The 22,601-nt window shown below is 73.9% G+C and carries 17 protein-coding genes and 1 tRNA gene; 12 read left to right on the top strand and 6 right to left on the bottom strand.

The genetic code is table 11. From position 1 onward, the window contains the following. Position 1: 1 nt before the first annotated feature. The gene (locus ACIBQ8_RS03240; protein WP_397190893.1) at positions 2 to 2,998 is read left to right on the top strand and encodes an alpha-mannosidase; all 2,997 of its coding nucleotides are present in this window, start codon (positions 2 to 4) and stop codon (positions 2,996 to 2,998) included. Between the two features lie 54 nt (positions 2,999 to 3,052). Here the strand turns inward: ACIBQ8_RS03240 and ACIBQ8_RS03235 are convergent, their stop codons facing one another. After that, on the bottom strand, positions 3,053 to 3,955 hold the full coding sequence (locus ACIBQ8_RS03235) for an endo-beta-N-acetylglucosaminidase H (protein WP_397190892.1): 903 nt from the start codon (positions 3,953 to 3,955) through the stop codon (positions 3,053 to 3,055). 232 nt (positions 3,956 to 4,187) lie between these two features. On the opposite strand from ACIBQ8_RS03235, the gene ACIBQ8_RS03230 reads away from it, so the two are divergent. From ACIBQ8_RS03230 to ACIBQ8_RS03185, 10 genes are all read left to right on the top strand, one after another. Continuing rightward, complete coding sequence (locus ACIBQ8_RS03230; protein ID WP_397190891.1) at positions 4,188 to 5,102, top strand: ketopantoate reductase family protein; 915 nt, start codon at positions 4,188 to 4,190, stop codon at positions 5,100 to 5,102. After that, entirely contained in the window at positions 5,099 to 5,455 is a 357-nt protein-coding gene (locus ACIBQ8_RS03225; RefSeq protein WP_397168640.1) for an ArsR/SmtB family transcription factor, read from the top strand. The genes ACIBQ8_RS03230 and ACIBQ8_RS03225 overlap by 4 nt, the downstream gene beginning before the upstream one ends. 126 nt (positions 5,456 to 5,581) lie before the next feature. Continuing rightward, on the top strand, positions 5,582 to 5,905 hold the full coding sequence (locus ACIBQ8_RS03220; protein WP_397190890.1) for a hypothetical protein: 324 nt from the start codon (positions 5,582 to 5,584) through the stop codon (positions 5,903 to 5,905). 57 nt (positions 5,906 to 5,962) lie between these two features. Beyond that, positions 5,963 to 6,364, top strand: a complete 402-nt coding sequence (locus ACIBQ8_RS03215; RefSeq protein WP_397168638.1) for a hypothetical protein — start codon at positions 5,963 to 5,965, stop codon at positions 6,362 to 6,364. Between the two features lie 69 nt (positions 6,365 to 6,433). Continuing rightward, positions 6,434 to 7,303 carry a hypothetical protein gene (locus tag ACIBQ8_RS03210; RefSeq protein ID WP_397190889.1) on the top strand — a complete coding sequence of 290 codons (870 nt, stop codon included), beginning with the start codon at positions 6,434 to 6,436 and terminating at the stop codon, positions 7,301 to 7,303. A gap of 104 nt (positions 7,304 to 7,407) precedes the next feature. Further along, entirely contained in the window at positions 7,408 to 8,823 is a 1,416-nt protein-coding gene (locus tag ACIBQ8_RS03205) for a hypothetical protein (RefSeq protein ID WP_397168636.1), read from the top strand. A 19-nt stretch (positions 8,824 to 8,842) separates the two neighbouring features. After that, a tRNA-Lys gene (locus ACIBQ8_RS03200) sits at positions 8,843 to 8,916 on the top strand. 156 nt (positions 8,917 to 9,072) lie between these two features. Continuing rightward, entirely contained in the window at positions 9,073 to 10,341 is a 1,269-nt protein-coding gene (locus ACIBQ8_RS03195) for a serine hydrolase domain-containing protein (RefSeq protein ID WP_397168634.1), read from the top strand. 177 nt (positions 10,342 to 10,518) lie between these two features. Then, entirely contained in the window at positions 10,519 to 11,748 is a 1,230-nt protein-coding gene (locus ACIBQ8_RS03190; RefSeq protein WP_397190888.1) for a serine hydrolase domain-containing protein, read from the top strand. Positions 11,749 to 11,860: 112 nt separating this feature from the next. After that, positions 11,861 to 12,331 carry a hypothetical protein gene (locus ACIBQ8_RS03185; protein ID WP_397190887.1) on the top strand — a complete coding sequence of 157 codons (471 nt, stop codon included), beginning with the start codon at positions 11,861 to 11,863 and terminating at the stop codon, positions 12,329 to 12,331. Positions 12,332 to 12,784: 453 nt separating this feature from the next. On the opposite strand, the gene ACIBQ8_RS03180 is transcribed toward ACIBQ8_RS03185, so the two are convergent. Continuing rightward, positions 12,785 to 15,790 (bottom strand): BTAD domain-containing putative transcriptional regulator, encoded by a 3,006-nt coding sequence (locus tag ACIBQ8_RS03180; protein ID WP_397190886.1) that lies wholly within the window; start codon positions 15,788 to 15,790, stop codon positions 12,785 to 12,787. Between the two features lie 199 nt (positions 15,791 to 15,989). Here ACIBQ8_RS03180 and ACIBQ8_RS03175 point away from each other — a divergent pair, with 199 nt between their 5' ends. After that, entirely contained in the window at positions 15,990 to 18,737 is a 2,748-nt protein-coding gene (locus tag ACIBQ8_RS03175; RefSeq protein WP_397190885.1) for an AAA family ATPase, read from the top strand. A 4-nt stretch (positions 18,738 to 18,741) separates the two neighbouring features. Here the strand turns inward: ACIBQ8_RS03175 and ACIBQ8_RS03170 are convergent, their stop codons facing one another. The 4 genes from ACIBQ8_RS03170 to ACIBQ8_RS03155 all read right to left on the bottom strand — a co-directional run bounded on the left by ACIBQ8_RS03170 (position 18,742) and on the right by ACIBQ8_RS03155 (position 22,513). Next, positions 18,742 to 19,257: a hypothetical protein gene (locus ACIBQ8_RS03170; RefSeq protein ID WP_397168628.1), complete on the bottom strand. Its 516-nt coding sequence runs from the start codon at positions 19,255 to 19,257 to the stop codon at positions 18,742 to 18,744. Continuing rightward, positions 19,254 to 19,718, bottom strand: a complete 465-nt coding sequence (locus ACIBQ8_RS03165) for a hypothetical protein (RefSeq protein ID WP_397190884.1) — start codon at positions 19,716 to 19,718, stop codon at positions 19,254 to 19,256. Before ACIBQ8_RS03165 ends, ACIBQ8_RS03170 begins: the two co-directional genes overlap by 4 nt. Positions 19,719 to 19,738: 20 nt before the next feature. After that, positions 19,739 to 21,184, bottom strand: coding sequence for a purine-cytosine permease family protein (locus ACIBQ8_RS03160; RefSeq protein WP_397168625.1), 1,446 nt, complete (start codon positions 21,182 to 21,184; stop codon positions 19,739 to 19,741). A 168-nt stretch (positions 21,185 to 21,352) separates the two neighbouring features. Beyond that, positions 21,353 to 22,513 (bottom strand): PucR family transcriptional regulator, encoded by a 1,161-nt coding sequence (locus ACIBQ8_RS03155; RefSeq protein WP_397190883.1) that lies wholly within the window; start codon positions 22,511 to 22,513, stop codon positions 21,353 to 21,355. Between the last annotated feature and the right edge of the window lie 88 nt (positions 22,514 to 22,601).

Raw genomic sequence — 22,601 nt, 5'->3', positions numbered from 1 at the left:
CATGCATGACGACCGCACACTGGTCGAAGCCCGTCTCAAGCGCGTGCTGGACGAACGTCTGCGCCCGGCCCTCTACCCCGAGTCCGTGCCGATGGACGTGCGCGTCTGGACCGCGCCGGGCGAGCCCGTCCCCGTCGCCGAAGGGCTCGCGGCTCCCACCGAGCCGATCGCGGTCGGCGCGGCGTGGGGCGCGCCGTGGGCGACGAGCTGGTTCACGGTGACCGGCACCGTCCCGCTGTCCTGGACGGGCCGGACCGTCGAGGCGGTGCTCGACCTCGGCTTCGACGAGAACATGCCCGGCTTCCAGTGCGAGGGCCTGGTCTACCTGCCCGACGGCACGCCCGTGAAGGGGCTCAACCCGCGTAACCAGTGGGTGCGCGTCGGCGCGCCGGTGACCGGCGGCGAGCAGGTCGAGCTGCGGATCGAGGCGGCCTCCAACCCGGTCGTGCTCGACTACAAGCCGTTCGTGCCCACCCTGCTCGGCGACAAGGAGACGGCGGGCAGCGAGCCGCAGTACCGGCTGGCGCGCATGGACCTGGCCGTGTTCGACGAGACGGTGTGGAACCTGATCCTCGACCTGGAGGTGGCCGGCGAGCTGATGCACGAGCTGCCCGCGGACAGCGGCCGCCGCGCGGAGCTGACCCGGGCGATCGACCGCGCCCTGGACGCGATCGACCTCCAGGACGTCAACGCCACCGCCGGGGCGGCCCGCGGCGAGCTGGCCGGCGTGCTGTCCGCGCCCGCGGTGCCCTCGGCGCACCGGATCAGCGCGGTCGGGCACGCCCACATCGACTCGGCCTGGCTGTGGCCGCTGCGCGAGACCGTCCGCAAGGTCGCCCGCACGGCCGCCAACATGACGGCGCTGCTGGCCGACGAGCCGGAGTTCGTGTTCGCGATGTCGCAGGCCCAGCAGTGGGCGTGGCTCAAGGAGCACCGGCCCGAGGTGTGGGCCAAGGTGACCAAGGCCGTGGCGGCCGGGCGGTTCGTCCCGACCGGTGGCATGTGGGTGGAGTCCGACACGAACATGCCCGGCTCCGAGGCCATGGCCCGCCAGTTCGTGCACGGCAAGCGCTTCTTCATCGACGAGTTCGGCGTCGACAACGAGGAGGTGTGGCTGCCGGACACCTTCGGGTTCGCGGCCGGGCTGCCGCAGATCATCAAGGCGGCGGGCTCGAAGCGGCTGCTCACCCAGAAGATCTCGTGGAGCCGGACGAACACGTTCCCGCACCACACGTTCCTGTGGGAGGGTATCGACGGCACGCGGGTGTTCACGCACTTCCCGCCGGTCGACACCTACAACTGCTCGATGACCGGCCGGGAGATCGCGCACGCGGCCCGCAACTTCAAGGACAAGGGCGTCGCCCGGCACTCGCTGGCCCCCACCGGCTGGGGCGACGGCGGCGGCGGCACCACCCGCGAGATGGTGGCCAAGGCCGCCCGGCTGCGCGACCTGGAGGGCTCGGCCACCGTCACGTGGGAGACCCCCGCAGGCTTCTTCGCCAAGGCCGAGGCCGAGTACCCCGACCCGCCGGTCTGGGTGGGCGAGCTCTACCTGGAGCTGCACCGGGCCACGCTGACCAGCCAGGCCAAGACCAAGCAGGGCAACCGGCGCAGCGAGTCGCTGCTGCGCGAGGCCGAGCTGTGGGCGGCCACGGCCGTCGTCCGGGCCGGCGCGCCGTACCCGTACGAGCAGCTCGACCGCATCTGGAAGACGGTGCTGCTGCACCAGTTCCACGACATCCTGCCCGGCTCGTCCATCGCCTGGGTGCACCGCGAGGCCAGGGCCACCTACGCGGCGCTGGCCGAGGAGCTGACCGGCCTGATCGACGACGCCCAGCGGGCGCTGGCCGGAGACGGCCCCCACGAGCTGGTCTTCAACGCGGCCCCGCACGCCCGCAACGGTGTCCCGGCCGGCGGCGCGGCCCCGGCCGCACCGGCGACCCCGGCGGCCGTGGAACCGCGCGAGGGCGGCGGCTTCGTGCTGGACAACGGCCTGCTCAGGGTCGAGGTGGACGGGCGCGGCCTGATCGTCTCCGCCTACGACCTGCGGGCCCGGCGCGAGACCCTGCCTCCCGGCCAGGCCGCCAACCTGCTCCAGCTGCACCAGGACTTCCCCAACATGTGGGACGCCTGGGACGTGGACGAGTTCTACCGCAACACCGTCGCCGACCTCACCGCGGCCGACGAGGTGACGGCCGGCGAGCGGCCCGGCTCGGTCCGCGTCACCCGCTCGTTCGGCGGCTCGTCCGTCACGCAGGTGATCGCGCTGGACGGGCGGCGGGTCGACATCGCCACCGAGGTCGACTGGCACGAGACGGAGAAGTTCCTCAAACTGGCCTTCCCCCTGGACGTGCGCGCCGAGCGCTACGCCGCCGAGAGCCAGTACGGCCACGCCTACCGCGCCACCCACACCAACACGAGCTGGGAGGCGGCCAAGTTCGAGGCGTGCAACCACAAGTTCGTGCACCTGGAGGAGCCCGGCTGGGGCGTGGCCGTGGTCAACGACTCCACCTACGGCCACGACGTGACCAGGACCGTGCGCGAGGACGGCGGCACCACCACGACCCTGCGGGTGTCGCTGCTGCGCGCCCCCCGCTTCCCCGACCCCGAGACCGACCAGGGCAGGCACACCTTCCGGCACGCCCTGCTGCCCGGCGCGACGATCGGCGACGCGGTCCGCGAGGGCTGGTTCCTCAACCTGCCCGAGCGGGTGCTGACCGGCGCCGCCGAGGTGGCGCCGCTGGTCACGGTGGACGACGACGCGGTCGTGATCACCGCGGTCAAGCTGGCCGACGACGGCAGCGGCGACGTCGTGGTGCGCTTCCACGAGTCGCGCGGCGGCCGGGCGGCGGCCACGCTCACGGCCGGCTTCCCCGTCACCTCGGTGACCGTGACCGACCTGCTGGAGCGCCCGCTGGCCGAGCCGGAGCGGCCCGGCCGGTCGATCCCGGTGACGTTGCGGCCGTTCGAGCTGGTCACCCTGCGGCTCGGCCGCTGACCGCGCGTTCCCGGTGAGGGGCACCCGTCGGGGTGCCCCTCGTTCGCGTCCGGGTCAGGGGGTGTAGACCGCGGAGCTCCCGTACAGCTTGTTGGTGAACGCCGAGATGTAGGAGGCGGTGTTCGCCGAGGTGAGGTTGTAGGTGAGGTAGACGCCGTACCCCTCGTTGACCGTTCGGCGGGCGAGGGACGCGGCGGTGGACGAGCCGGTGCCGGTGAACGACACGGCGGCCGGCGACAGGCGGGACTTGGAGGTCGGGCCGTTCGGCACGGACCAGGTGCCGTACCAGGGGTTCCAGGCGTAGTCGAAGGTGTTGTTGATGCTGACGCCGTTGTAGGACAGGCGGTCGGCGGCCGGGCCGATGTCGTACAGCGTGATGAGCTTGTTCGGCAGCTTCTGGCGCAGGGCCTTGACCAGGTAGACGAAGGAGTAGGCGTTCGGCTGGCCGGTGCCGTTGTTGCCGTACTCGGCGTACTCGTCGTCGAAGTCGATGCCGTCGAGCCCGTACGTCGTCACCACGTCGGCCAGTTCCTGGGCGAAGGCGTCGGCGGCCTGCTGGGACGGGAAGTTCGCGAAGCCGGCCCCCTGGTGGTTGCCGAGGATGGACAGCAGGACCTTGACGCCCTTCTGCTGCAGCGGGCGGACCTCGGTCGCGACGTTGTCGAGCACCCGCTGCACGTTCTCGTTGCAGTGCAGGTAGGCCTTCGTGCCGTCGTAGTTGATGTTGGCGGCGAAGATGACCGCGATGTCGAACACCTGCGCGCCGCCTCTGGCGAGCGTGTACTTCGTGACGTTGGTCATGCTCTCGCTGTTGACCTCGATGTAGACCACCGAGAGCGGGCCGGTCTTGGCGGCCGTGCGGCGCTCGGCATGTGCCGCGGTGGGTAACGCGGCACCGGCGGCGGCCGCGGCCAGCGCTGACAGCAGGGTCCTTCTCCGCATGAGCGGTGAACTCACGATCGGCTCCTCAGGGCATGGGGGGATGATTTGCTATATCGGTTAAGTCCAGTCCACTCGTTCTGGCGACGCTGCGGGAGGGCTGGAGATAAATCGGTATAGCGCCTCGATCATCGGCAGCCCGGGGCCCGCTGTCAAGGTGTCGCCGGCGCGGAAAAGACGTCGCGGACGCCGGAGATCTTGGCGGTGATAATGTTCTATACATCCAAATATTTAGATGTATGGAGTACGAATGACGAAGGTGCTGATTGTCGGTGCCGGCGCGCTGGGGCAGGTCTTCGGGGCGTGGCTGGCCGCGGGCGGGGCCCGGGTCAGCTATCTCGTGCGGCCGGGCCGGGAGGGCTGGGAAGGGGGCCCGCTGTACCGGCTCAGGCGGGGGCGGGCGCCGGTGACCGAGCGGATCGAGCCGCACGAGGTGCGCAGCGAGCCGCCCCGCGAGCGGTGGGACATGGTGTGGCTCTGCGTGGACTCCCCGGCGCTGCGCGGCGACTGGACGGCCGCGCTGCGCGCGGTGACCGGCGCGGCCACGGTGGTCACCATCGGCCAGGACCCGGGCGACCTGCGCACCCTCGCCGGGATCTGGCCGCGGGAGCAGATCGTCCAGGTGACCCCGACGCTGCTGGCCTACCAGGCGCCGCTGGAGCGCGAGGTCCCCGCGCCGGGAGTGGCGTACTGGGTGCCGCCCGGTACGGCGACGGGCGTCACCGGGGCGCGCGCGCCGCAGGTCGTCGCCGCGCTGCGGGCCGGCGGCGTGCGGGCCAGGCGGGTGACGCGGGCCGGCGCGGGGGAGCTGACCGCCGCCCGGATGATTCCCTACATCGCCGCGCTGGAGTCCTCCGGCTGGCGGCTGCCCGCGTCCGGCACGCGGTTGCGGGGCGCCGCCGCGGCCGTCAGGGAGGCCGTCGCGGTGGTCTGCGCCCAGCACGGGCTGCGCGCTCCCGTCGCCGTCCCGTCCTGGGCCGTGGGGCTGGCGTTGCGCGTGCTGCCCCGGCTGCTTCCGTTCGACCTGCGCCGCTACCTGGAGACGCACTTCACGAAGGTGGGCGCGCAGACGCGGCTGATGCTGGACGGCTGGATCGCCGAAGGGTCCGCCAGGGCGTTGCCGGTCGGCCGCCTGTCCGCCGTGCGCGACTCGCTGCCCGCATGAGCGGCTCGATCGAGGCCCGGGACGTCCTCGCGCTGTTCGCGCGGACCCGGCCGCTGTTCACCGCCCTGGGGGACGAGCGCAGGCAGGAGATCGTCGTCCACCTGCTGGAGTCCGCGTCCCCCCGCAGCGTCGGCGACATCGCCGCGCACCTGGAGCTGTCCCAGCCCGCCACCTCCCACCACCTCAAGATCCTGCGCGACGCGAATCTGGTGACGGTCCGGCGCAAGGGCACCCTGCGCCTGTACGACCTCAACGCCGACGCCTATCCGGAGCTCCTGACCCCCATGCGCGACCTCATCACGTTGATCATCTCGTGCGCCTCCGACCTGGGCGAACAGGCGGGCGGCCACTAGCGGTCGACGACCGCCCGAGCGCCTGTCACATCGGGACCGGCTGTCCCGTCCTCCCAGTGCTGTCCATCCGGCTGAGGAGACCCCCGTGACACACCACCACGGGCGACGGGCGAAGGAGCAGGGGCGATGAAGGCACTGCTGGCCGGGGCGACCGGCGCGATCGGGACCCCGCCGCTGTCGGCGGCCATGGAACGCGGCGGCGCTGGGCAGGCGTACAACGTCGTGGACGACCGGCCGATGAGCTGGCGCGACTTCCTGACCGCGGTCGCCCGCGCGCACGGGACGCCGCGTCCCGTCGTGATTCCGAGATGGCTGGTCAGGCTGACCGTGCCGTACCTGGGCTGCCTGCTGATGGACACCACGACGCGGGTCTCGCACGCCAAGGCCACCCGGGACCTGGGCTGGATCCCGGTGCACCGCAGCGTGCCCGACGGGCTGAAGGCGCGCTGAGCACCCGCCCGGCCGGTGCCCTCCTCTCGCAGAGCAAATCCACGAAAGGGACATGACATGACGAACGGCTACAGCAGGCCGGCCAGGATCTTCGTCCAGGCGGCCGTGGCGGTCGGCGCGCTCATGATGCTGGGCTTCGGCGTGTGGATGCGCCTCGACCCGGCGGGGTTCGCGGTCTTCGCCCGCTTCCCCAATCACGTGCACTTCCTGCACGACGCCGGGGTCTTCCAGATCGGCATCGGGCTGACGATGCTGAGCGCGCTGGTGTGGCGCGACGTGCTGTCGGTCGTGCTGGTCGGCTTCCTCGTCGCCAACACGCTGCACGCGGTGAACCACGCGGCCGACCTGGACCTCGGCGGCAACCCGGACAACTGGTGGCAGCTCGCTCTGGTCTCCCTGCTGACGCTGGCCGGGCTCGTGGTGCACCGCCGGCAACTCGGCCGCCGCCGTGAGCGGTGATCCCGGCCCGCCGGGAAATGCCGATAGTTTGCGACAACCCGCGCGACACGACATGAAGGAGCGTTCATCGTGACATCCCAGACGGTTCCCGCGCCTGACCCCCGAGAATGGGACGCCGCGCTGGCCGATGCCTTCGCGATCCTGCTGGGCAGCGAACCGGCCGCCCACCCTGCCGCCGGGTACGGCGTGTACTACGCCTCGGACACCTTCGACGAGTTCCTGTTCCCCAACCCCTGGGCCACCCCCGCGGCGCTGTCCGACCGGAAGGCCAGGCACCTTCCGGACTCCGACGGCGAGCACCCCTTCTCTCCCTGGACCTGGCGGTTCGACCTGAGCGAGTCGCTGTTCCGGTTCGAGGCCGAACTCGTGGCGGGAACCGGGGCGTGGGGTGACGGCGGGCACAAGGGCCCGCGGCCGTTCGACGACGCCTTCGCCGCCGGGCTGCGGGCCGTCTCCTGGGTCGACGAGGCCGACGGCGTGCTGGTGCGCGGCGCGCTGCTGGGGCCGCTGCTGGACCGTCACGGCGTCGACCTGACCGGCCGGCAGGCCGAGAAGCTGAACGGCTGGCTGAGCGTGCTGCTGCGGGTCGCCACCGACGGCACCCTGGACGACGCGATGCGGGCCGCCACGTTCACCGAACGCGGCCCCGGACACCTGGTGTCGATCTCCGACAGGGGACGCCCCCGCTCCGCCGCCGAGCCCTGGGAAGAACGGCTGGGCGCGGTCACGCACCCCGCGCTGCGCGACCACCTGCGCATGCTCTGCCTCGGCGAGAACGACGCGCGCAGCGAGGGCGGCTTCTACTGCGACGCCGGTCAGTGGCCGTGGTCCGACGTCGTGGAAGCGGCCGGCTGCACCGTCGTCGCGGGCTGGGGGTTCGGCGAGTCGCAGGCCGGCACCGCCGTCGTACGGTTGCCGGACGAGCCGGGAACGCGCTGAGCAGGCCGGTCCGAGCACGGGCGCGGCCGCCGGGGCCGAAACGGCGTCGCGCCCGGTGGCACCTGCGGGCTAACCTCCCCATGACTGCTCAGGGAGCCCGCACGATGACCGCCACGCCTCTGCTCGACCTGCACCGCTCGCTCGACCGCCGCATGCGTCCCGAAGACGTCGCGGACCTGATCTCGCTCGCTCTCGACGGCTCGCTCTCCTCGCCGGAGCGGCTGACGCTCGATCGGGCGGCCACGCGCTCCCAGCGGCGCCGCGGCCACGTCAGCTCCATGACGGAGGAGTTCGTGCGGCCCCGGGGCGGCGGGCAGCAGCTCGCCGCGGTGGCGCGGCTGTTCACCCACCCGGAGTGGACGGTGCGGAACGCCGACGACCCCGTGTCGCTGGCGGAGGTGGCGCGGCTCGCCGGGCAGGAGATCGGGTGGAGCCCGGACCGGGCCGACTACAAGTACGACCGCCTCAACCGGGCGGCCCGGCGGGAAAGCGGCATCGACCTGCCCAAGCGGCAGTACAACCGGCGGTTCCGCGCGCTCGGCCGCCTCTCGGCCAAGTCCGCCAAGCTCAGCGACGGCCAGGAGTTGCGGCGGCTGGTGCTGGTCGGCCGCGGCGGTTTCGCCGCCGGCATCTCCTGGGACAGGTTCGCCGCGGATCCGGACGCCGCCTGCTTCGTCGCCTACTTCACCGCCCGCCGCAACCTGCGCCGCCAGTTCGCCCTGCACGGCAAGGACAACCCGTTCGACGACGTCGCGCGGACGCTCCTGGCCCGCTGCGAGAAGAACCCGGACACCGACTGGGCAATGATCGCGCTCGTGTACGCCAAGCCGTCCGTCCTCGCCCGGCTGTCCGACGCCGACCGGGGGGAGATGCTGGGCGCCTGGTACGCGGTCATGCGGCAGTGCGCGCAGCGGCTGGAGAAGGCGTGGCCGGCCCGTCCGCCCGACCGGCAGTCGATGGTGGTGCGCCGCGGCGACGACTCCTCCACCTGGAACACCGTCGCCCAGGCGTACAACGCGGCCCGCGCCGGCTGGCTGGCCTGCCTCCAGTCGATGGACGCCCTGCCGCTGCTGGACGCGGCCTGCCCCGGCAAGGCGATGCGGCTCATGGCCGCGGACCTGGCCTGGTGGCACCAGCGGACCGGCGGCGGCCTGAACCCGGACACGAAGGTCTGGGCGGCGCTGCCGCTGCCGTGGGAGGTGCTGTCCGGGCGGGTGACGTGCACCCGCGCGGATGTGGAGCGGGCGTGCCGGGAAGCGGGGCTCGACCCGGCGGAGAGCGGCTGGACCGCCGGTCCCGCCGGGCACCGGGTGGCGCGGTTCGCCCCGACGCCGGAGCTGGTGCACGGGGTGACGATCGCCGATCCGGTGTGGGCGTCGCTGCTGCGCCGGGCCGGAGTGTTCAGCGGCAGGCGGATCAGGCCCGACCTGGCCGACGACGCCGCTCACGGCCTGGCCGCCGGCGTGGTCGTGTCGGATCTCCCGTCGCCTCCGATTCCGGGTGGCGAGGACGAGCCCTGATGCGCGATGCTCGGAGGATCTCGCTGTAGCTCAGTGGTAGAGCGCCCGGCTCTTCGGACCGGGTGGACGCTGGTTCGAGCCCAGTCAGCGAGGCGTCCAGCAGGCCGGCGAGGCTGGCGGGGGTCGCATCCAGGCCCGGCTCCGGCGAACGCGCGCCGCCCTGCCCGGAGCCCTTCATGACTCCTGTCATGTGCAGCCGATGACAGCCGGGACTGACCCCCGCAACCGCGTCTCGATCATGCTGGGGCCATGAACATCCGGACGCTTGGAAAGAACGCCACGGCCGCCGCCCTGACCGCCGGAATGGTGCTGGCGGCCACCCCGGCCCAGGCCGCAGTGGCCGCCCCTGCGCGGGAGACCGGGCTCGACCGGCAGGCGCTGCGGCAGTCGCTGGACGCCGTGCACGAGGCCGGGATGTACGGCATCTACTCGACCGTCCGCGACGGCGAGCGCGGCTGGCGGGGCGCCTCCGGCGTGGCCGACGTCGCCACGAAGCGCCCCGTGCGCCCCGGCATGCTGCACCGGGTCGGCAGCATCACCAAGACGTTCACCGCGGTGGCCCTGCTCCAGCAGGTGGCCCGCGGCGCCGTCGAGCTGGACGCCCCCATCGCCCGCTACCTGCCCGACGTGGTGCCGGGGGAGCGCGGCCAGAAGATCACCGTGCGGATGTTGCTCAACCACACGAGCCACATCGCCGACCACGTGGGCCCGGCCTTCCCCTCGCTGCTCCGGGGCACGTTCGAGAGCCTCGACGACAACAGGTTCCGCACCTTCACCCGCCGGGAGCTGGTCGAGCTGGGCCTGGCCGCCACGCCCACCGGCGAGCCGGGCGCCACGCCGGGGATCTACTCCAACACCAACTACCTGATCGCCGGCCTGCTCCTGGAGAAGGTGACGGGCGAGAACGCCGAGCGGTACATCACCCGCAACGTCATCCGCAAGGCGGGGCTGCGGCACACGTCGTTCCCGCGCACGCCGGTCATCCCCGGCCCGCACTCCAAGGCGTACGAGTCGATGTTCGGCTTCATCGACCCGCCCAAGGACTACAGCGTCTACAACATGTCGTGGATCACCACGGCGGGCGCCGTCGTGTCCACGATGGAGGACCTCAACCAGTTCTACCGGGTGCTGCTGCGCGGCGGCCTGATCGGCCCGGCCGAGCTGGCCGAGATGCAGAAGACGGTGCCCGTGGCCGGGGTGTCGGGGGCCTACGGCCTCGGCATCTACGCCACCGACCTGCCGTGCGGACGGTTCTGGGGGCACAGCGGCGGCGTCTTCGGCATGGCCACCGACTCCTACACCAGCCCGGACGGCGCCCGCCAGCTCTCCATGGGCGTCAACCGCACGAAGTACCAGAGCCTGGACGAGAACGGCAACATCGTGATCAGCCCGATCGACTACGCCACCGTCGACTACCTGCTGCTCGGGCTCTGCGGCGAGAGCGCGGCGCGCACGAAGGCGGCGCAGCCGCAGGTCGTCCCGTTCGCCGTGGACCGGCTGGTCTCCGTCAAGCGCTAGCCTCACGTCCCTCGAAGGGCGGCCGGACCCGCTCCAGGACGGCCGGCGCCCGGTCGTGTCAGCGGCGGCGTCAGTGCGGTGACGGCCCCGTGTCAGGGCTCCTCGCCAGGGTTGACCCATGAACGCCGGACCGGAACGGATCCGGCGGATCGACCACCGCGACAAGGAGACACGATCATGGCAATCGGCGGGAACGGCTTCTCCGAGCAGGGGCTGCGCAGGCTGCGCGAGGTGCTGGCCCGGCACGTCGACTCCGGGCGGATCCCGGGCCTGGTCGCCCTGGTGAGCCGCGGCGAGGAGACCCACGTCGAGGCGCTGGGCACGATGCGGCACGACGGCGGCGCGCCCATGCGCCGCGACACCGTCTTCCGGATGGCCTCCACGTCCAAGCCCGTCTCGATCGCGGGGGCCATGGTGCTGCTGGACGAGTGCCGGCTGCGCCTGGACGACGTGGTCGACCCGTGGCTGCCCGAGCTGGCCGACCGGCGCGTGCTCACCAGCCCCGGCGCGCCGCTGGACGACACCGTCCCGGCCAACCGGCCGATCACCGTGCGGGACGTGCTGACCTCCACCTTCGGGCTCGGCATGGACTTCACCGCGCTGGGCAAGCCGATCATGAACGCCATCTTCGAGCGGGGCCTCACCCCGAACCTGCCGGTCGAGATGCCCGGGCCGGACGAGTGGATGCGCCGCCTGGGCGAGCTGCCGCTGATGTACCAGCCGGGCGAGCAGTGGCAGTACCACATCAGCAGCGACCTGGTCGGCGTGCTCGTCTCCCGGGTCACCGGCCGGCCGTTCGAGGAGTTCCTGCGCGAGCGCGTCTTCGAACCGCTCGGCATGACCGACACAGGCTTCCACGTGCCCGCCGACCAGATCGACCGGCTGCCCGCCCTGTACGCCCCCGACCCGGTCACCGGCGAGTTCCTCGTCTGGGACGAGCCCGAGGGCGGACGGTGGAGCACGCCGCCGGCGTTCCAGGGAGGCGGCGGCGGCCTGGTCTCCACCGCCGACGACTACCACGCCTACTTCCGGATGCTGCTCAACGGCGGCACCCACCAGGGCACCCGCATCCTGTCCCGGCCCGCCGTCGAGCTGATGACCACCAACCGGCTCACTCCGCAGCAGAACGACGCCCGTACCGCCCTGGCCAGGAACAACGTGCACATCTCCTTCGGCCAGGGGCAGCAGGGCGGCTGGGGCATGGGCATGGCGGTGCGCACCTACCGCGGTGACTACGCCCCGGTGGGTCAGTTCGGCTGGGACGGCGGCAGCGGCACCTCGGCCTACGCCGACCCGGTCAACGGGCTCACCGGCATCCTGCTCTGCCAGCTCGGCTACTCCGTCCCGAACCCGGCCCACGTGATGAACGACTTCTGGACCACCCTCTACCAGGCCCTCGAAGACTGACCCGGGACGGCCGACGAGCGCGCTGACCGGCGGTGCAAGCGCGGGGGCAGCCCCGCGCAACAGCGGTCCTCTTTGCTGAGGCTGTCCGACGTCAGTCTCACAAGGGGGACCCATGACCAGATCGGTGACCGGAACCGGCAGAGCGGCCGGGGCGGCCGGGGCGGCCGTCGCCGCGAGCACTCTGCTGCTCGCGATGGCATCGCCGGCGCAGGCCGCGACCGACATCAAGCTCGACTGCCACACCTACGGCGGCACGGCGCTGCGGTACGAGCTCGACGCGACCGCCACCTTCGAGAACCTGCCGGGCGGGGGCCGCGCGTGGCACAGGCTGACCTTCCGCGTCAACCACGGCGGGTCCACGACCGTGGTGAAGATGCGGATCAGGGACGGCTACCGCAACGCCTGGGCCTTCGAGCGCACCGTCGAGCCGGGCACGACGTACACCGCGCTGCCGCTGGTCGACGGCGGGCGGCCGCTCGTCACGAACACCGGCCGCAAGGACGACCAGGTCGTGTTCGCGGCGTTCTTCGCCACCGCCCAGGAGCCCGCCCCTCGCTGCGTCGTCCGCTCGGCGCCGATGTAGCCGTTGCGCCCATGGGGGAGCAGCGGTGCAACATTCCGGCAACCGCGGCCGCGTAGCCCTGGTCCTGAGGACGACGGCACGGAACGTCGAAGGAGGCACCGAGGTGGCATCCCAGCACACCCCCGATCAGCGAACACCACCCACCCCACACCGAACAGCCCCGCGAAGGCCCGACGAGGGGCTGTCACGAGAGCCGGGTGAAGACGCGCCACGGGAACCCGCCGAGAAGGCGCCCGGAAACGGCGGTGAAGTGCCGGGAGACGGTGGGGAGGCGCCCGGAGGTGATGGGGAGGCGCTTGGAGGCGGTGGGGGGCCGGTGGAGATCCGGCCGCCCGGCCGCCGGTTCCTCGCCACCGGCTCGGCGGCGGCGCGGGCGTGACGTGGCCCGCGTCGCGTCGCGGCGGCCCCCGGGCGTGACGTGGTCCGCGTCACCTCGCGTCGGCCCGCCGGGCGTCACGTCGCCGCCTCTTCGGTGGCGGACAGGGCCGTGGCCACGGTTCGGGCGATGGTGCGGCGGCGGCCGGTGGTGTGGCGGGCCTGGTAGGCGTCGGCGCCCAGGGCCGTACGCAGGCCGGTCTCCAACGCGGCGAGGTCGGCCGTCTCGCACGGCGGCACGGGCGCCGAGATCGTCTCGCGGATCGCCGCGGCGCCGCCGAGCAGTTCGGCCGCGGCGGCGTGGGAGCCGTCCAGGTGCAGGGTGCGGGCGATGGCCTCCACCACGCTCGACGACCGGCACAGGTCGCCCAGGCGGTGCTGGACGTCGAGCGCGCGGCCCAGCCGCCGGGCCGCGGCCCCGAGGTCCGCCCCGGACGACCCGGCGCCGGTCAGGTCGGCCAGGTCAGCCAGGGCCAGCAGGTTGTCGGCCCAGCCGAGCCCTTCGGGGAAGCCGACGTCCTCGAAGAGCGCCAGTGCCTCCAGCAGCAGGTCACGCGCGTGTGCGGGGTCGCCGTCGTACAGGTCGCAGGCGGCCAGGTCGAGCAGGGTCCAGCCGATGCGCTCCTTGTCGCCCAGCCGGACGAACTCGTCGTGCGCCTCCCGTGCCCAAGCCCGCGCCTCGGTGAAGCGCCCGGCCAGCCACGAGGCCAGGGCGAGCAGCTCGACCTGGAACGCCTCGCCCCACGCGTCCCCGGCGGTCCGGTACTCCTGCCGCGCCTGCTCGTGGGTGCGCAGGGCGCGGTCGAAGTCGCCGGTCTCGCGGGCGATCTCGCCGAGCATGCTCAGCGCCCGCGCCACGCCGGCCGCGTCGCCGAGCCGCCGGCACGCGGCCAGGGCGCGTTCGGCGTACCCGGTGGCGGGCGCGTAGTCGCATTCGTAGGCGGTCAGCGTCGCGGCGCCGCCCAGCGCCTTGGCCACGTACGGCTCCGGGGCGGCCCCGGCGTGCCGCAACGCGGTCTCCAGCCAGTGGCGGCCTTCGGAGTAGTGACCCCGCAGGTGGCAGTAGCGCCAGACGGCCCCCGCGATGCGCAGCGCCACCTCGTCGGCCGCGCCGTAGGTGCACGCGGCGCGCAGGTTGTCGTGCTCGGCGGCGATGCGGTCCAGCGCCGCGCCGAGCCCCGGCCCCCTGAGCTCGCCCTCCGCCTTCTCGGCGAAGGCCAGGTAGTGCTCGGCGTGCCGCCGCGCGATCAGGTCGCGCCGCTGCGGGGTGAGCTCCCCGGCGGCGAACTGGCGGATCGTCTGCGACATCCGGTACCGGGCGCCGGCCGGCGTGGGTTCGACGGTCAGCAGGGACTTGTCGACGAGCCGTCCCAGCAGGTCGAGAACGTCGGGCTCGGCCGAGACCGCGGCGGCGGCCGACAGGTCGCAGCCGCCGGGGAACACCGACAGGGCGCCCAGCAGCTCGCGCTCGCCGGCGTCGAGCAGGGCGTGGCTCCAGTCGATGACGGCCCGCATCGTCCGGTGCTGCGGCGGCGAGGTGCGCGGGCCGCCGGTCAGCAACGTGAAGTGGTCGTGCAGCCGTTCGGCGATCTGGGGCAGCGTCAGCACCCTGGCCCGGGCCGCGGCCAGCTCCAGGGCCAGCGGAAGCCCGTCCAGGTCGGCGCAGATCAGCGACAGCGCGGCCCGCTGGTCGTCGTCCAGGCGGGCAGCGGGGCCGAGCCCGGCGCGTTCCAGGAACAGCTCGGCCGACGGCGGCGCGCCCAGCGGCGGCACCCGCCACACCAGCTCGCCTCCCACGCGCAACGTCTCCCTGCTGGTGGCCAGGATGTGCACCGACGGGCAGCTCGTGAGCAGCTCGTGCGCGACGGCGGCGCAGGCGTCGGCCAGGTGCTCGCAGTTGTCCAGCACGAGCAGCACGCGCCGCGTCCCCAGGTGCTCGGCCAGCGCCCGCAGCGTGGAGTGGCCGCCGGCGGCGTGCACGCCGAGCAGGTCGGCGATCGCCGGCGCCACCAGCTCGGGGTCCTCGACCCGGGCCAGCTCCACGAAGTGCACGCCGTCGAAGCCCGCGTCCACGGCCGCGTCCAGGGTCGCTTCCATGGACAGGGCCACGGCCATGGCCAGGCGGGTCTTGCCGACGCCGCCCATGCCGGTCAGCGTCACCAGGCGGTGGCCTTCGACGAGGGGACGCAGCTCGGCCAGGTCCGCCGCACGTCCGACGAGCCGGGTGATCGGAGCCGGGACGCCGGTGCGCCCGCCCGCCGGGACGGCCGGCGCGGCCGTCACCTGCCGCACGACCGGCGCGCCGCCGGGGGGCAGCAGGTCCTCGGCGGCGAGCCGGCGGCGCAGCACGTTCGCCTCGATCGCGCGCAGCGCGGGGCCGGGCTCGACGCCGAGCTCGTCGTCGAGCACCCGGCGGGCCCGCTGGAAGGTGGCCAGGGCGTCGCCCTGCCGTCCCGACAGGGCATGGGCGATCATGAGCAGCTCCCACAGGTGCTCGCGCAGCGGATGCTCCACGACCAGGTGCTCCAGCTGCTCGGCGGCGGCCCGGTGCAGCCCGAGGCGCAGCCGCGCGGTCAGGACGTCCTCCGTCGCCGACAGCCGCATCTCCCTGAGCCGCTCCATCTCCCCGTGCGCCCAGCCGTGCACCTGGCAGTCGGCGAGCACGTCGCCCCGCCACAGCTCCAGCGCGCCCGCGAGCACGCCGGCCGCCCGGTCCGAGACCTCCTCCGCCAGCAGCCCGCGCCCGAGCAGCACCTCGGACTCGAAGACGGCGGCGTCGACCTCGCCGGGCACGAGCGCCAGCCGGTAGCCGGGCGCGCGGGTCTCCAGCACGCCGGGCAGGCCGGCCTCGCGCAGCCTGCGGCGCAGGTGGGAGATGTAGGTGTGCAGCGTGCGCACGGCCTCGGCCGGCGGCTGCTCGCCGTACAGGCCGTCCACCAGGCGTTCCACCGACACCACCCGGCCGGGCGTGAACGCCAGCAGGCCGAGCACCGCGCGCAGGCGGGATCGTGGCAGGCCGGTACGCCGGTGTCCGGCGACGAGCTCGACGGGTCCGAGTACGGCCACGCGGATGTTTGCGGCCACCGGGTGCTACCTCCGGGCAGGGGGCTGACATCGTCGACGACGAGTAAAGGCGCCGGGGTCTGTCACGTCCTCAGGGAAACCCCTGAACCCGCGGGACGTTTTCCCCGAGGATCATGCTTTGTTACGCTCCACGAGCCGTGACGGGACGATGCCCCAACCGTCCCGGCGGCGCCGAGGGGCGGTTCCACGGCAGGAGAACATGGGCGAACGCCTCCTCGGAAGAGACGCCGAGCTGGACTCGGTGCGCGCATGGCTCGATCTTCCGCACGCCGGCCCCCGCATGCTCATGATCAGCGGCGCGGCCGGCATGGGGAAGACGTCGTTGTGGACGGCCGCGCTGTCCGCCGTCAGGGCCGGCGCGGGCCGGGTGCTCGCCTGCCGCCCGGGGGAGACGGAGACCGGGCTGATCTACTCCGGCCTCGGCGACCTGCTCGACGGCCAGCAGGACTCCGCGGCGGTGCGCGCGCTGCCCGCGCCGCTGCGGGACGCGCTGGGCGTGGCGCTGCTCTGGCGGCAGCCCGGTCCCACGCCGCCGGACCAGCGGGCGGTCGCGCTGGCCGTGCTGCACCTGCTCAGACGGTACGCCGACGAGGGGCCGCTGATCGTCGGCGTGGACGACCTGCAATGGCTCGACCCGTCCACCGAGGCGGTGCTCGGCTTCGCGCTGCGCCGGCTGGAGCAGCCCGCCGGCGTGCTGGCCACGGTCCGCACCGGCGCCGGCGACCTGTCCCGCCCCCCGCTCGCCCACGCCGTGCCCCCCGACCGGGTCGACCGGCAAGAGCTCGGCCCCATGGACGCCGACGCCATCGGCGCCCTGCTCACCGCCCGGTACGGCCGGCCGCCGCGGCCTGCCCTGCTGCGGGTCGTCCACGAGGCCGGCGGCGGCAACCCGCTGTTCGCGCTGGAGCTGGCCAGAACCCTGGACGACCGGCTCGACCCCGATGCGCGGCTGCCCGTCCCGGAGAGCCTGCGGCACCTGCTGCGCACCGCGATGGACGGCCTGTCGGAGGCGGCGGCCGAGGTGGCGCTGATGCTCGCCTCCGCCTCCCGCGCCCACGCCGGGCTGCTCGACGGACTGCCCGCCGCGCACGAGGGCCTGGCCGAGCTGGTCGCCAGGCACGTCGTCGTCACCGGCGGCCCGGTCCCGCGCTTCGCCAACCCCCTGTACGGCGCCGCCGTCCTGGAGTCGGCCGGAGCGGCGAGGCGGCGCGAGATGCACGCCAGGCTCGCCCGTACGGCGGCCGGGCCGGAGGAGCGGGCCAGGCACCTGGCGTTGGCCGCGACCGGTCCCGACGCGGTCGCCGCCGACGCCCTGCACGAGGCGGCGCGGGCGGCGGTGGCGCGCGGGGCGCCGTACACGGCGGGCGAGCTGGCCGAGTGGGCCGCCCGGCTCACCCCGTCCGAGCAGGACGACCTGGCCACCAGGCGGCGGATCGAGGCCGCGGCGAACCTGATCACCAGCGGCGGCGCGTCCCGGGCCCGCGCGCTGCTGGAGGACGTCGCGCAGCGGTGCCCGTCCGGGCCGGTCAGGGCCGAGGTGCTGTTCCTGCTGAACCGGGCGATCTTCTGCGAGGGGGACTACGCCGGCGCGCTCGTCCCCAACCAGCAGGCCAGGCTGGAGGCGGGGGAGTCGACCGAGCTGCTCGTGCCGATCCTGGCCGACCTCGCGTACTCGCGCATGCACGTCGGCCACCTGGCCGGAGCCGCCGGGCACGCCCGCGAGCTGCTGGCCGTGGCCGCCCGCACCGGGGACGCCGCCCTGCGCGACGAGGCCACCATCGCCACGATCACCATCGAGTTCATGCGCACCGCCAGGCCGCCCGCCGCGGTGCCCGAGCCGTCCTACGACAACCCGCTGGACCGCTCGCCGTTCGCCGCCCTGCACGTGGCCGGCTACCTGTACCGCTCGCTCGGCGACCTGCCGGCGGCGCGGGCGGCGCTCGACACCGTCCGCACGGCGGCGGTGGCGGCCGGCGTGGAGGCCTACATCCCGTCCGCGCTCATGTGGGCCACCGAGGTGGAGTGCCTGGCGGGCGACCTCGACGCCGCCGCCGAACGCGCCGCGCTCGCCCGCCGCGCCGGGCAGGAGACCGGGACGCCGTCCACGTCCGCCCTGTTCACCGAGGCGCTGGTGCTGGCCCACCGGCGCGAGCTGGACCGGGCGCGGCCGATCGCCGAGGAGGGGCTGGCCGTGGCGTTGCGGTCCGGCATGGGCACGGGCGCGCTGTGCCTGCGGGCCCTGCTCGGCTTCGTCGAGCTGGCGGCGGGCGACCCGGCCGAGGCGGCACGGCACCTGGAGCACATGGAGCAGGCGGCCACGGCCCTCGGAGCGGCGCTCGAAGTGGTGTGCCCGACCGCGGTGTGCGACCACGTGGAGGCGCTGGTGGCGCTCGGCCGCCTCGACCGGGCGGCCGAGCTGGCCGAGCGGGCCGCCAGGTCGGCGCGGCTCATCGGCCGGCCGCTGGCCAGAGGGGTGGCGGGCCGGGCCCGCGGCCTGCTGCTCGTCGCCACGGGCTCGCCCAAACGGGCCGCCGAGGAACTGCGCGCCGCCTGCGCGGAGTTCACCGCCGCGGGCATGCCGTTCGAGCTCGCCCGCACGCTGCTGGCGCTGGCCCAGGCGCAGACGCGGCTGCGGCAGCGGGCCGCGGCCAGGCAGAGCGCCGAGCGGGCCGCCGCCGTCTTCGCCGGGCTCGGCGCGGACCGCTGGGCCGAGGCGGCGGCGCAGCCCGTCCGCCCGGCCGAGCCGTACGGGCTGACGCCGTCGGAGGGACGGGTGGCCGTGCTCGCGGCGCGCGGCCGGTCCAACCGGGAGATCGCCGAGGAACTGGTGATCGATGTGAAGACCGTGGAGACGCACCTGTCCAGCGCCTACCGCAAGCTGGGCGTGCGCGGCCGCACGCAGCTCGCGGTGCGGTTCGGCGACGACGCGGGCACGGGCCGCGCCTGACCGCTCACCTGTGCCGGGCCGCGGCGGTCAGCTCGCGCAGCCGGGCCAGGAACGCCTGCCCGGCGGGCCCGGTGTCCAGCGGCAGCAGGTACGAGCTGGCCTCCGACGACCCGAACCAGCGCGCCTGCACGTCGACCCCCGCGGCCCGCCCGTCCGGCACGGGGCCGGCGACGTGCAGCGACACGTCCGCCAGCCGGGCGCCCAGCCGCACCTGCGTGCCCCGGTCGGTGACGGTGGCGATCACGATCACGCCCGGCGTGACGACGGCCGCCGTGGTGAACGGCCCGATCTCCAGCCCGGCCGCCCTGGACGCGGCGCCGAACAGCCCGTTCAGCAGGCCGCGCCGCCCTCGGCCCGGCTGCGGGACGGGGACGCTGCGGGTCTCGCAGCACACGTCGGCCGTCTCCGCCAGGTCGCCGAGAAGCTGCTGCGCGGCGTAGTCCGTGACCGCGGCCCGCAGACGGTCGTCCAGGTCGTCCACCGGGCACAGCCGGGTCGCTCGGGTGTGATCGAGGCTCATGACGCTCCCCTGATGAGGTCGGGCAGGTGGGCGCCCAGCGGCGTGCCGGCCAGCAGCCGGGCGGTGAGGTCGGTGTCGAAGCCGCTGAAGTGGCCCAGCAGCCAGGAAGCGTACAGCCCGTAGGCGTCGAAGTAGCGCACCTCTCCGTCGCCGCCGGTCACGTACCGGTAGGCGGGGACGCGGCCGGCCTCCACCGCGGCCGCGTCGAGGGCGCAGCACGGGACCGGGCGAGGACGGGAGTTCCCGCCCGGCCGCCACACGACCGTCTCCGTGGACGGCCCGTGCGCCGGGTCGAACAGGCACGGCGGGCTCTTCCCCGCGTCGGGGTCGAGCCGCCGGCCGGCCTCGGCCAGCGCCTCCGTGCACGCCGCGCCGGACGCCCTGAGCCGGTCGCGGACGAGCGCCCACACCGCGATCGGCACGGCGACCACCGCGACCGACAGGACGACGATGACCGTCATCTCGGTTCTCCTTCCAGGCTTCAGCGGCCGGCGGCGGGCCACAGGTACGTCTGCCGCCAGTCGGGGATCGGCTCGCCGGCCCGGTGCCCGGTGCCGAGCAGCAGGTAGACGCAGGCCGCGACCAGCGCCGACAGCAGGAAGCCGACGTCCAGGCCGCCGGTCAGGCCGACCAGCGGGCCGGTGTAGAGGGGGCTGTCGGCGTCCAGCAGGCCGACGGCGGCGCCGGCCAGCCAGGCGGCGCAGGCGCGCGGGTTCCAGCCGCCGGCGTACCAGTAGCGGCCGCCCGACAGGCTCTTGTTGTGCACCTGCAGGTCCCGCACGTCGTACACCCGTCCGCAGCGCAGGTGGCCGATCAGCGCGATGACCGCCCAGGGCGTGGCCAGCACGGTCAGCACCACGACGAACCCGGTCACGGCCTGCTCCACCCCCACCGTGGAACGGCCGGCGAACACCAGCCCGACCGTGAGCGCCGTCGCCACCGCCGCCCCCGCCGTCCTGGACGTGCGCGGGAACAGGCCGTGCAGCTCCAGCCCCATGTTGTACAGCGGCACGCCCGCCGCGCCCAGGCACCCGGCCACGCCGGCGAACAGCAGCAGCGGCACGTACCAGGCCGGGGCCGCCCGTACCAGGCTCTCCAGGTACGCGCTCCCCGCCCGCGTCGAGATCGCCACGAAGGCGCCGAACAACGTGGGCGCCAGCAGTCCGCAGAACAGCCCGGCGGCCGACGACCACACCACGCTCGCCGCGCTGTGCCGTCTGGGCGACAGGTAACGCGTGTAGTCGCCGATGATCGTGGCGTAGGCGACCGGGCCGCTGATCCCGGCCGTGACCAGGGCGAGAATCCACGCCGATGCGCCGCCCGGCCCGTCCGCGACGGCCGCGGACCAGGACGGGTCGAAGCCCGGCGCGTACGCGACCACCCCGGTGGCCAGCACCAGCGCCATCGGCGCCACCAGCAGCGCGCTGATCCGGGAGATCAGCTCGAACCCGCCGACGGCCAGGGCCGCCACCAGCACCGCGATGCCCGCGTAGGCCGCCGCGCGGGCCGCCTCGCCCGGCATCGCGCCGCTCACCCGGGCGAGGACGACCACGACGGCCTCGCCGCCCGTCCAGATCGCCACCGCCGTGTATCCCAGGGACAGCAGCAGCCCGATCAGCGAGCCCACCAGCCGGCCGCGCACGCCGAAGTGCGCGCCCGCGGCCACCGTGTTGCTCGTCCCGGCCCGGAAGCCCAGCAGCGCCAGCGGCGCCGCCGCCAGCAGGCCGAGCGCGGTGCCGGTCACGGCGGCCGCGACGATCTGCCACCAGCTCAGGCCGTACGTGACGGGCAGCCAGCCGAACACCGTCGCGCTGAGCGACAGGTTCGATCCCACCAGCACCCACGTCACGCTCGCGGGGCGGGCGGTGCGGCGATGCTCGGGCATGGCCGAGACGCCGTGCCGTTCGATCACCCTGCGCTGTTCCATGGCGGCCGTCCCTTCCGATCGCGGTCCGGACCACGATCGGCGGAGCCGGTTGCGCGCCGGTCGACGCCGGGCTTGCCGGTGGCGGGCAAGCGGGCGGCAACACGACGGCAACATGACGGCAGGACCCGTCTCGCCCTCCGGAACGGTCCTACAGCGCGGCCACGGCGCTCACTCGTGCGGCCACAGTCCGGCCAGGCGGGCGATGCGCAGACCGGCGTGCAGTTCCAGGCGGACGGCCCCGTCGGTGATGTCGCAGCCGATGACCTCGCGGATGCGGTCGAGCCGGTAGTAGAGCGTGCTGCGGTGGACGCGCAGCCGCCGTGCCGCGCTCTGGACCTCGCCGCCGCTGTCGAGGTAGCCCTCCAGCGTCGCGGCGAGCTCGACGCCGTGCGGCGCGGCCAGCAGGCGCCGCACCCCGTCGGGGAACTGGCTCGGCGTCAGCCGGTCGAGCGGCAGTTGCAGGAACAGGCGGTCGAGGCCCAGCTCGTCCCAGAAGACGCGCTTGCCGTACCGCTGCGGATCGAGGCGCGCGGCACGCTGGGCGAGGCGGGCCTCGTGGTAGGAGTCGACCGCCTGCGCCAGCGACGGCTTCACGCTGCCCACGCCCGCCACGACCGCCTCCAGACCCGGCCCGGCGAGCGCGCGTTCGAGCCTGTCGTGATTCACCGGACGCGGGAAGAGCACAATTCCCTCGGCCCCCAGGACCGCGCCGACGATTTTCACCGTGGTCGATCTCGTGGTGAATTCGAGGGTCGCCTCGACGGCCAGCCGGGTAATGGATCTGGGCGCCGACTCAGGGGCCCGGAGAACGAGCACCGAATAATGCTCGACATCGTCGATGAGATTGTCCCGGACGAGTTTCCCGGCCGCCTCCGCGCGTTTCTCCGGCGATTCTCCGAGCAATTCCGCGAGCAGCTGACGGGAATTCTCGGTGCCGTGCCGGCGGTCGGATATGCGCAACGACAGCAGCGCGCCCATTTCCGGCGCGGCCGATTCCAGCACCGCGAGGTCGTCGGCCCGCGGCGTCTCCCGGTCCTCGACGTAATAGACGTAGCCGAGCAGTTGCTGCTCATGGCGCAACGGCAGCACGACCAGCTCGCCGTCGTCCTGGGGGACCCGGACGCCGTGCCTGGCCTGGCGCAGCCGATGCTGCTCCACCAGCGGCTTCGTCAGCGGGGCGGTCGAGCCGGCGAGCAACCGGGCCAGCCGGGCGAGCCGCGCGTCGGTGTCGTGGACGCTGAACGCCGCGGTCCTCAGGTCGCGATCGACCACCACGAGCGCCACGCCCAGGCGATCGGCCAGATCTTGCACGGCGTCATCAAGGCTCACCGGGGTTGCTCCTCTCCTGCGACACAGCGTCGGATCGGCGCCGACAACTAACGACAGATCGTACGAAGCGCATCAACGTGGTGTCCGT

This window comes from Nonomuraea sp. NPDC049646, from assembly GCF_044465525.1.
Classification (GTDB): Bacteria; Actinomycetota; Actinomycetes; order Streptosporangiales; family Streptosporangiaceae; genus Nonomuraea.
The sequence above is the reverse complement of the archived record's forward strand: the minus strand, read 5'-3'. Positions and strand labels throughout refer to the sequence as shown.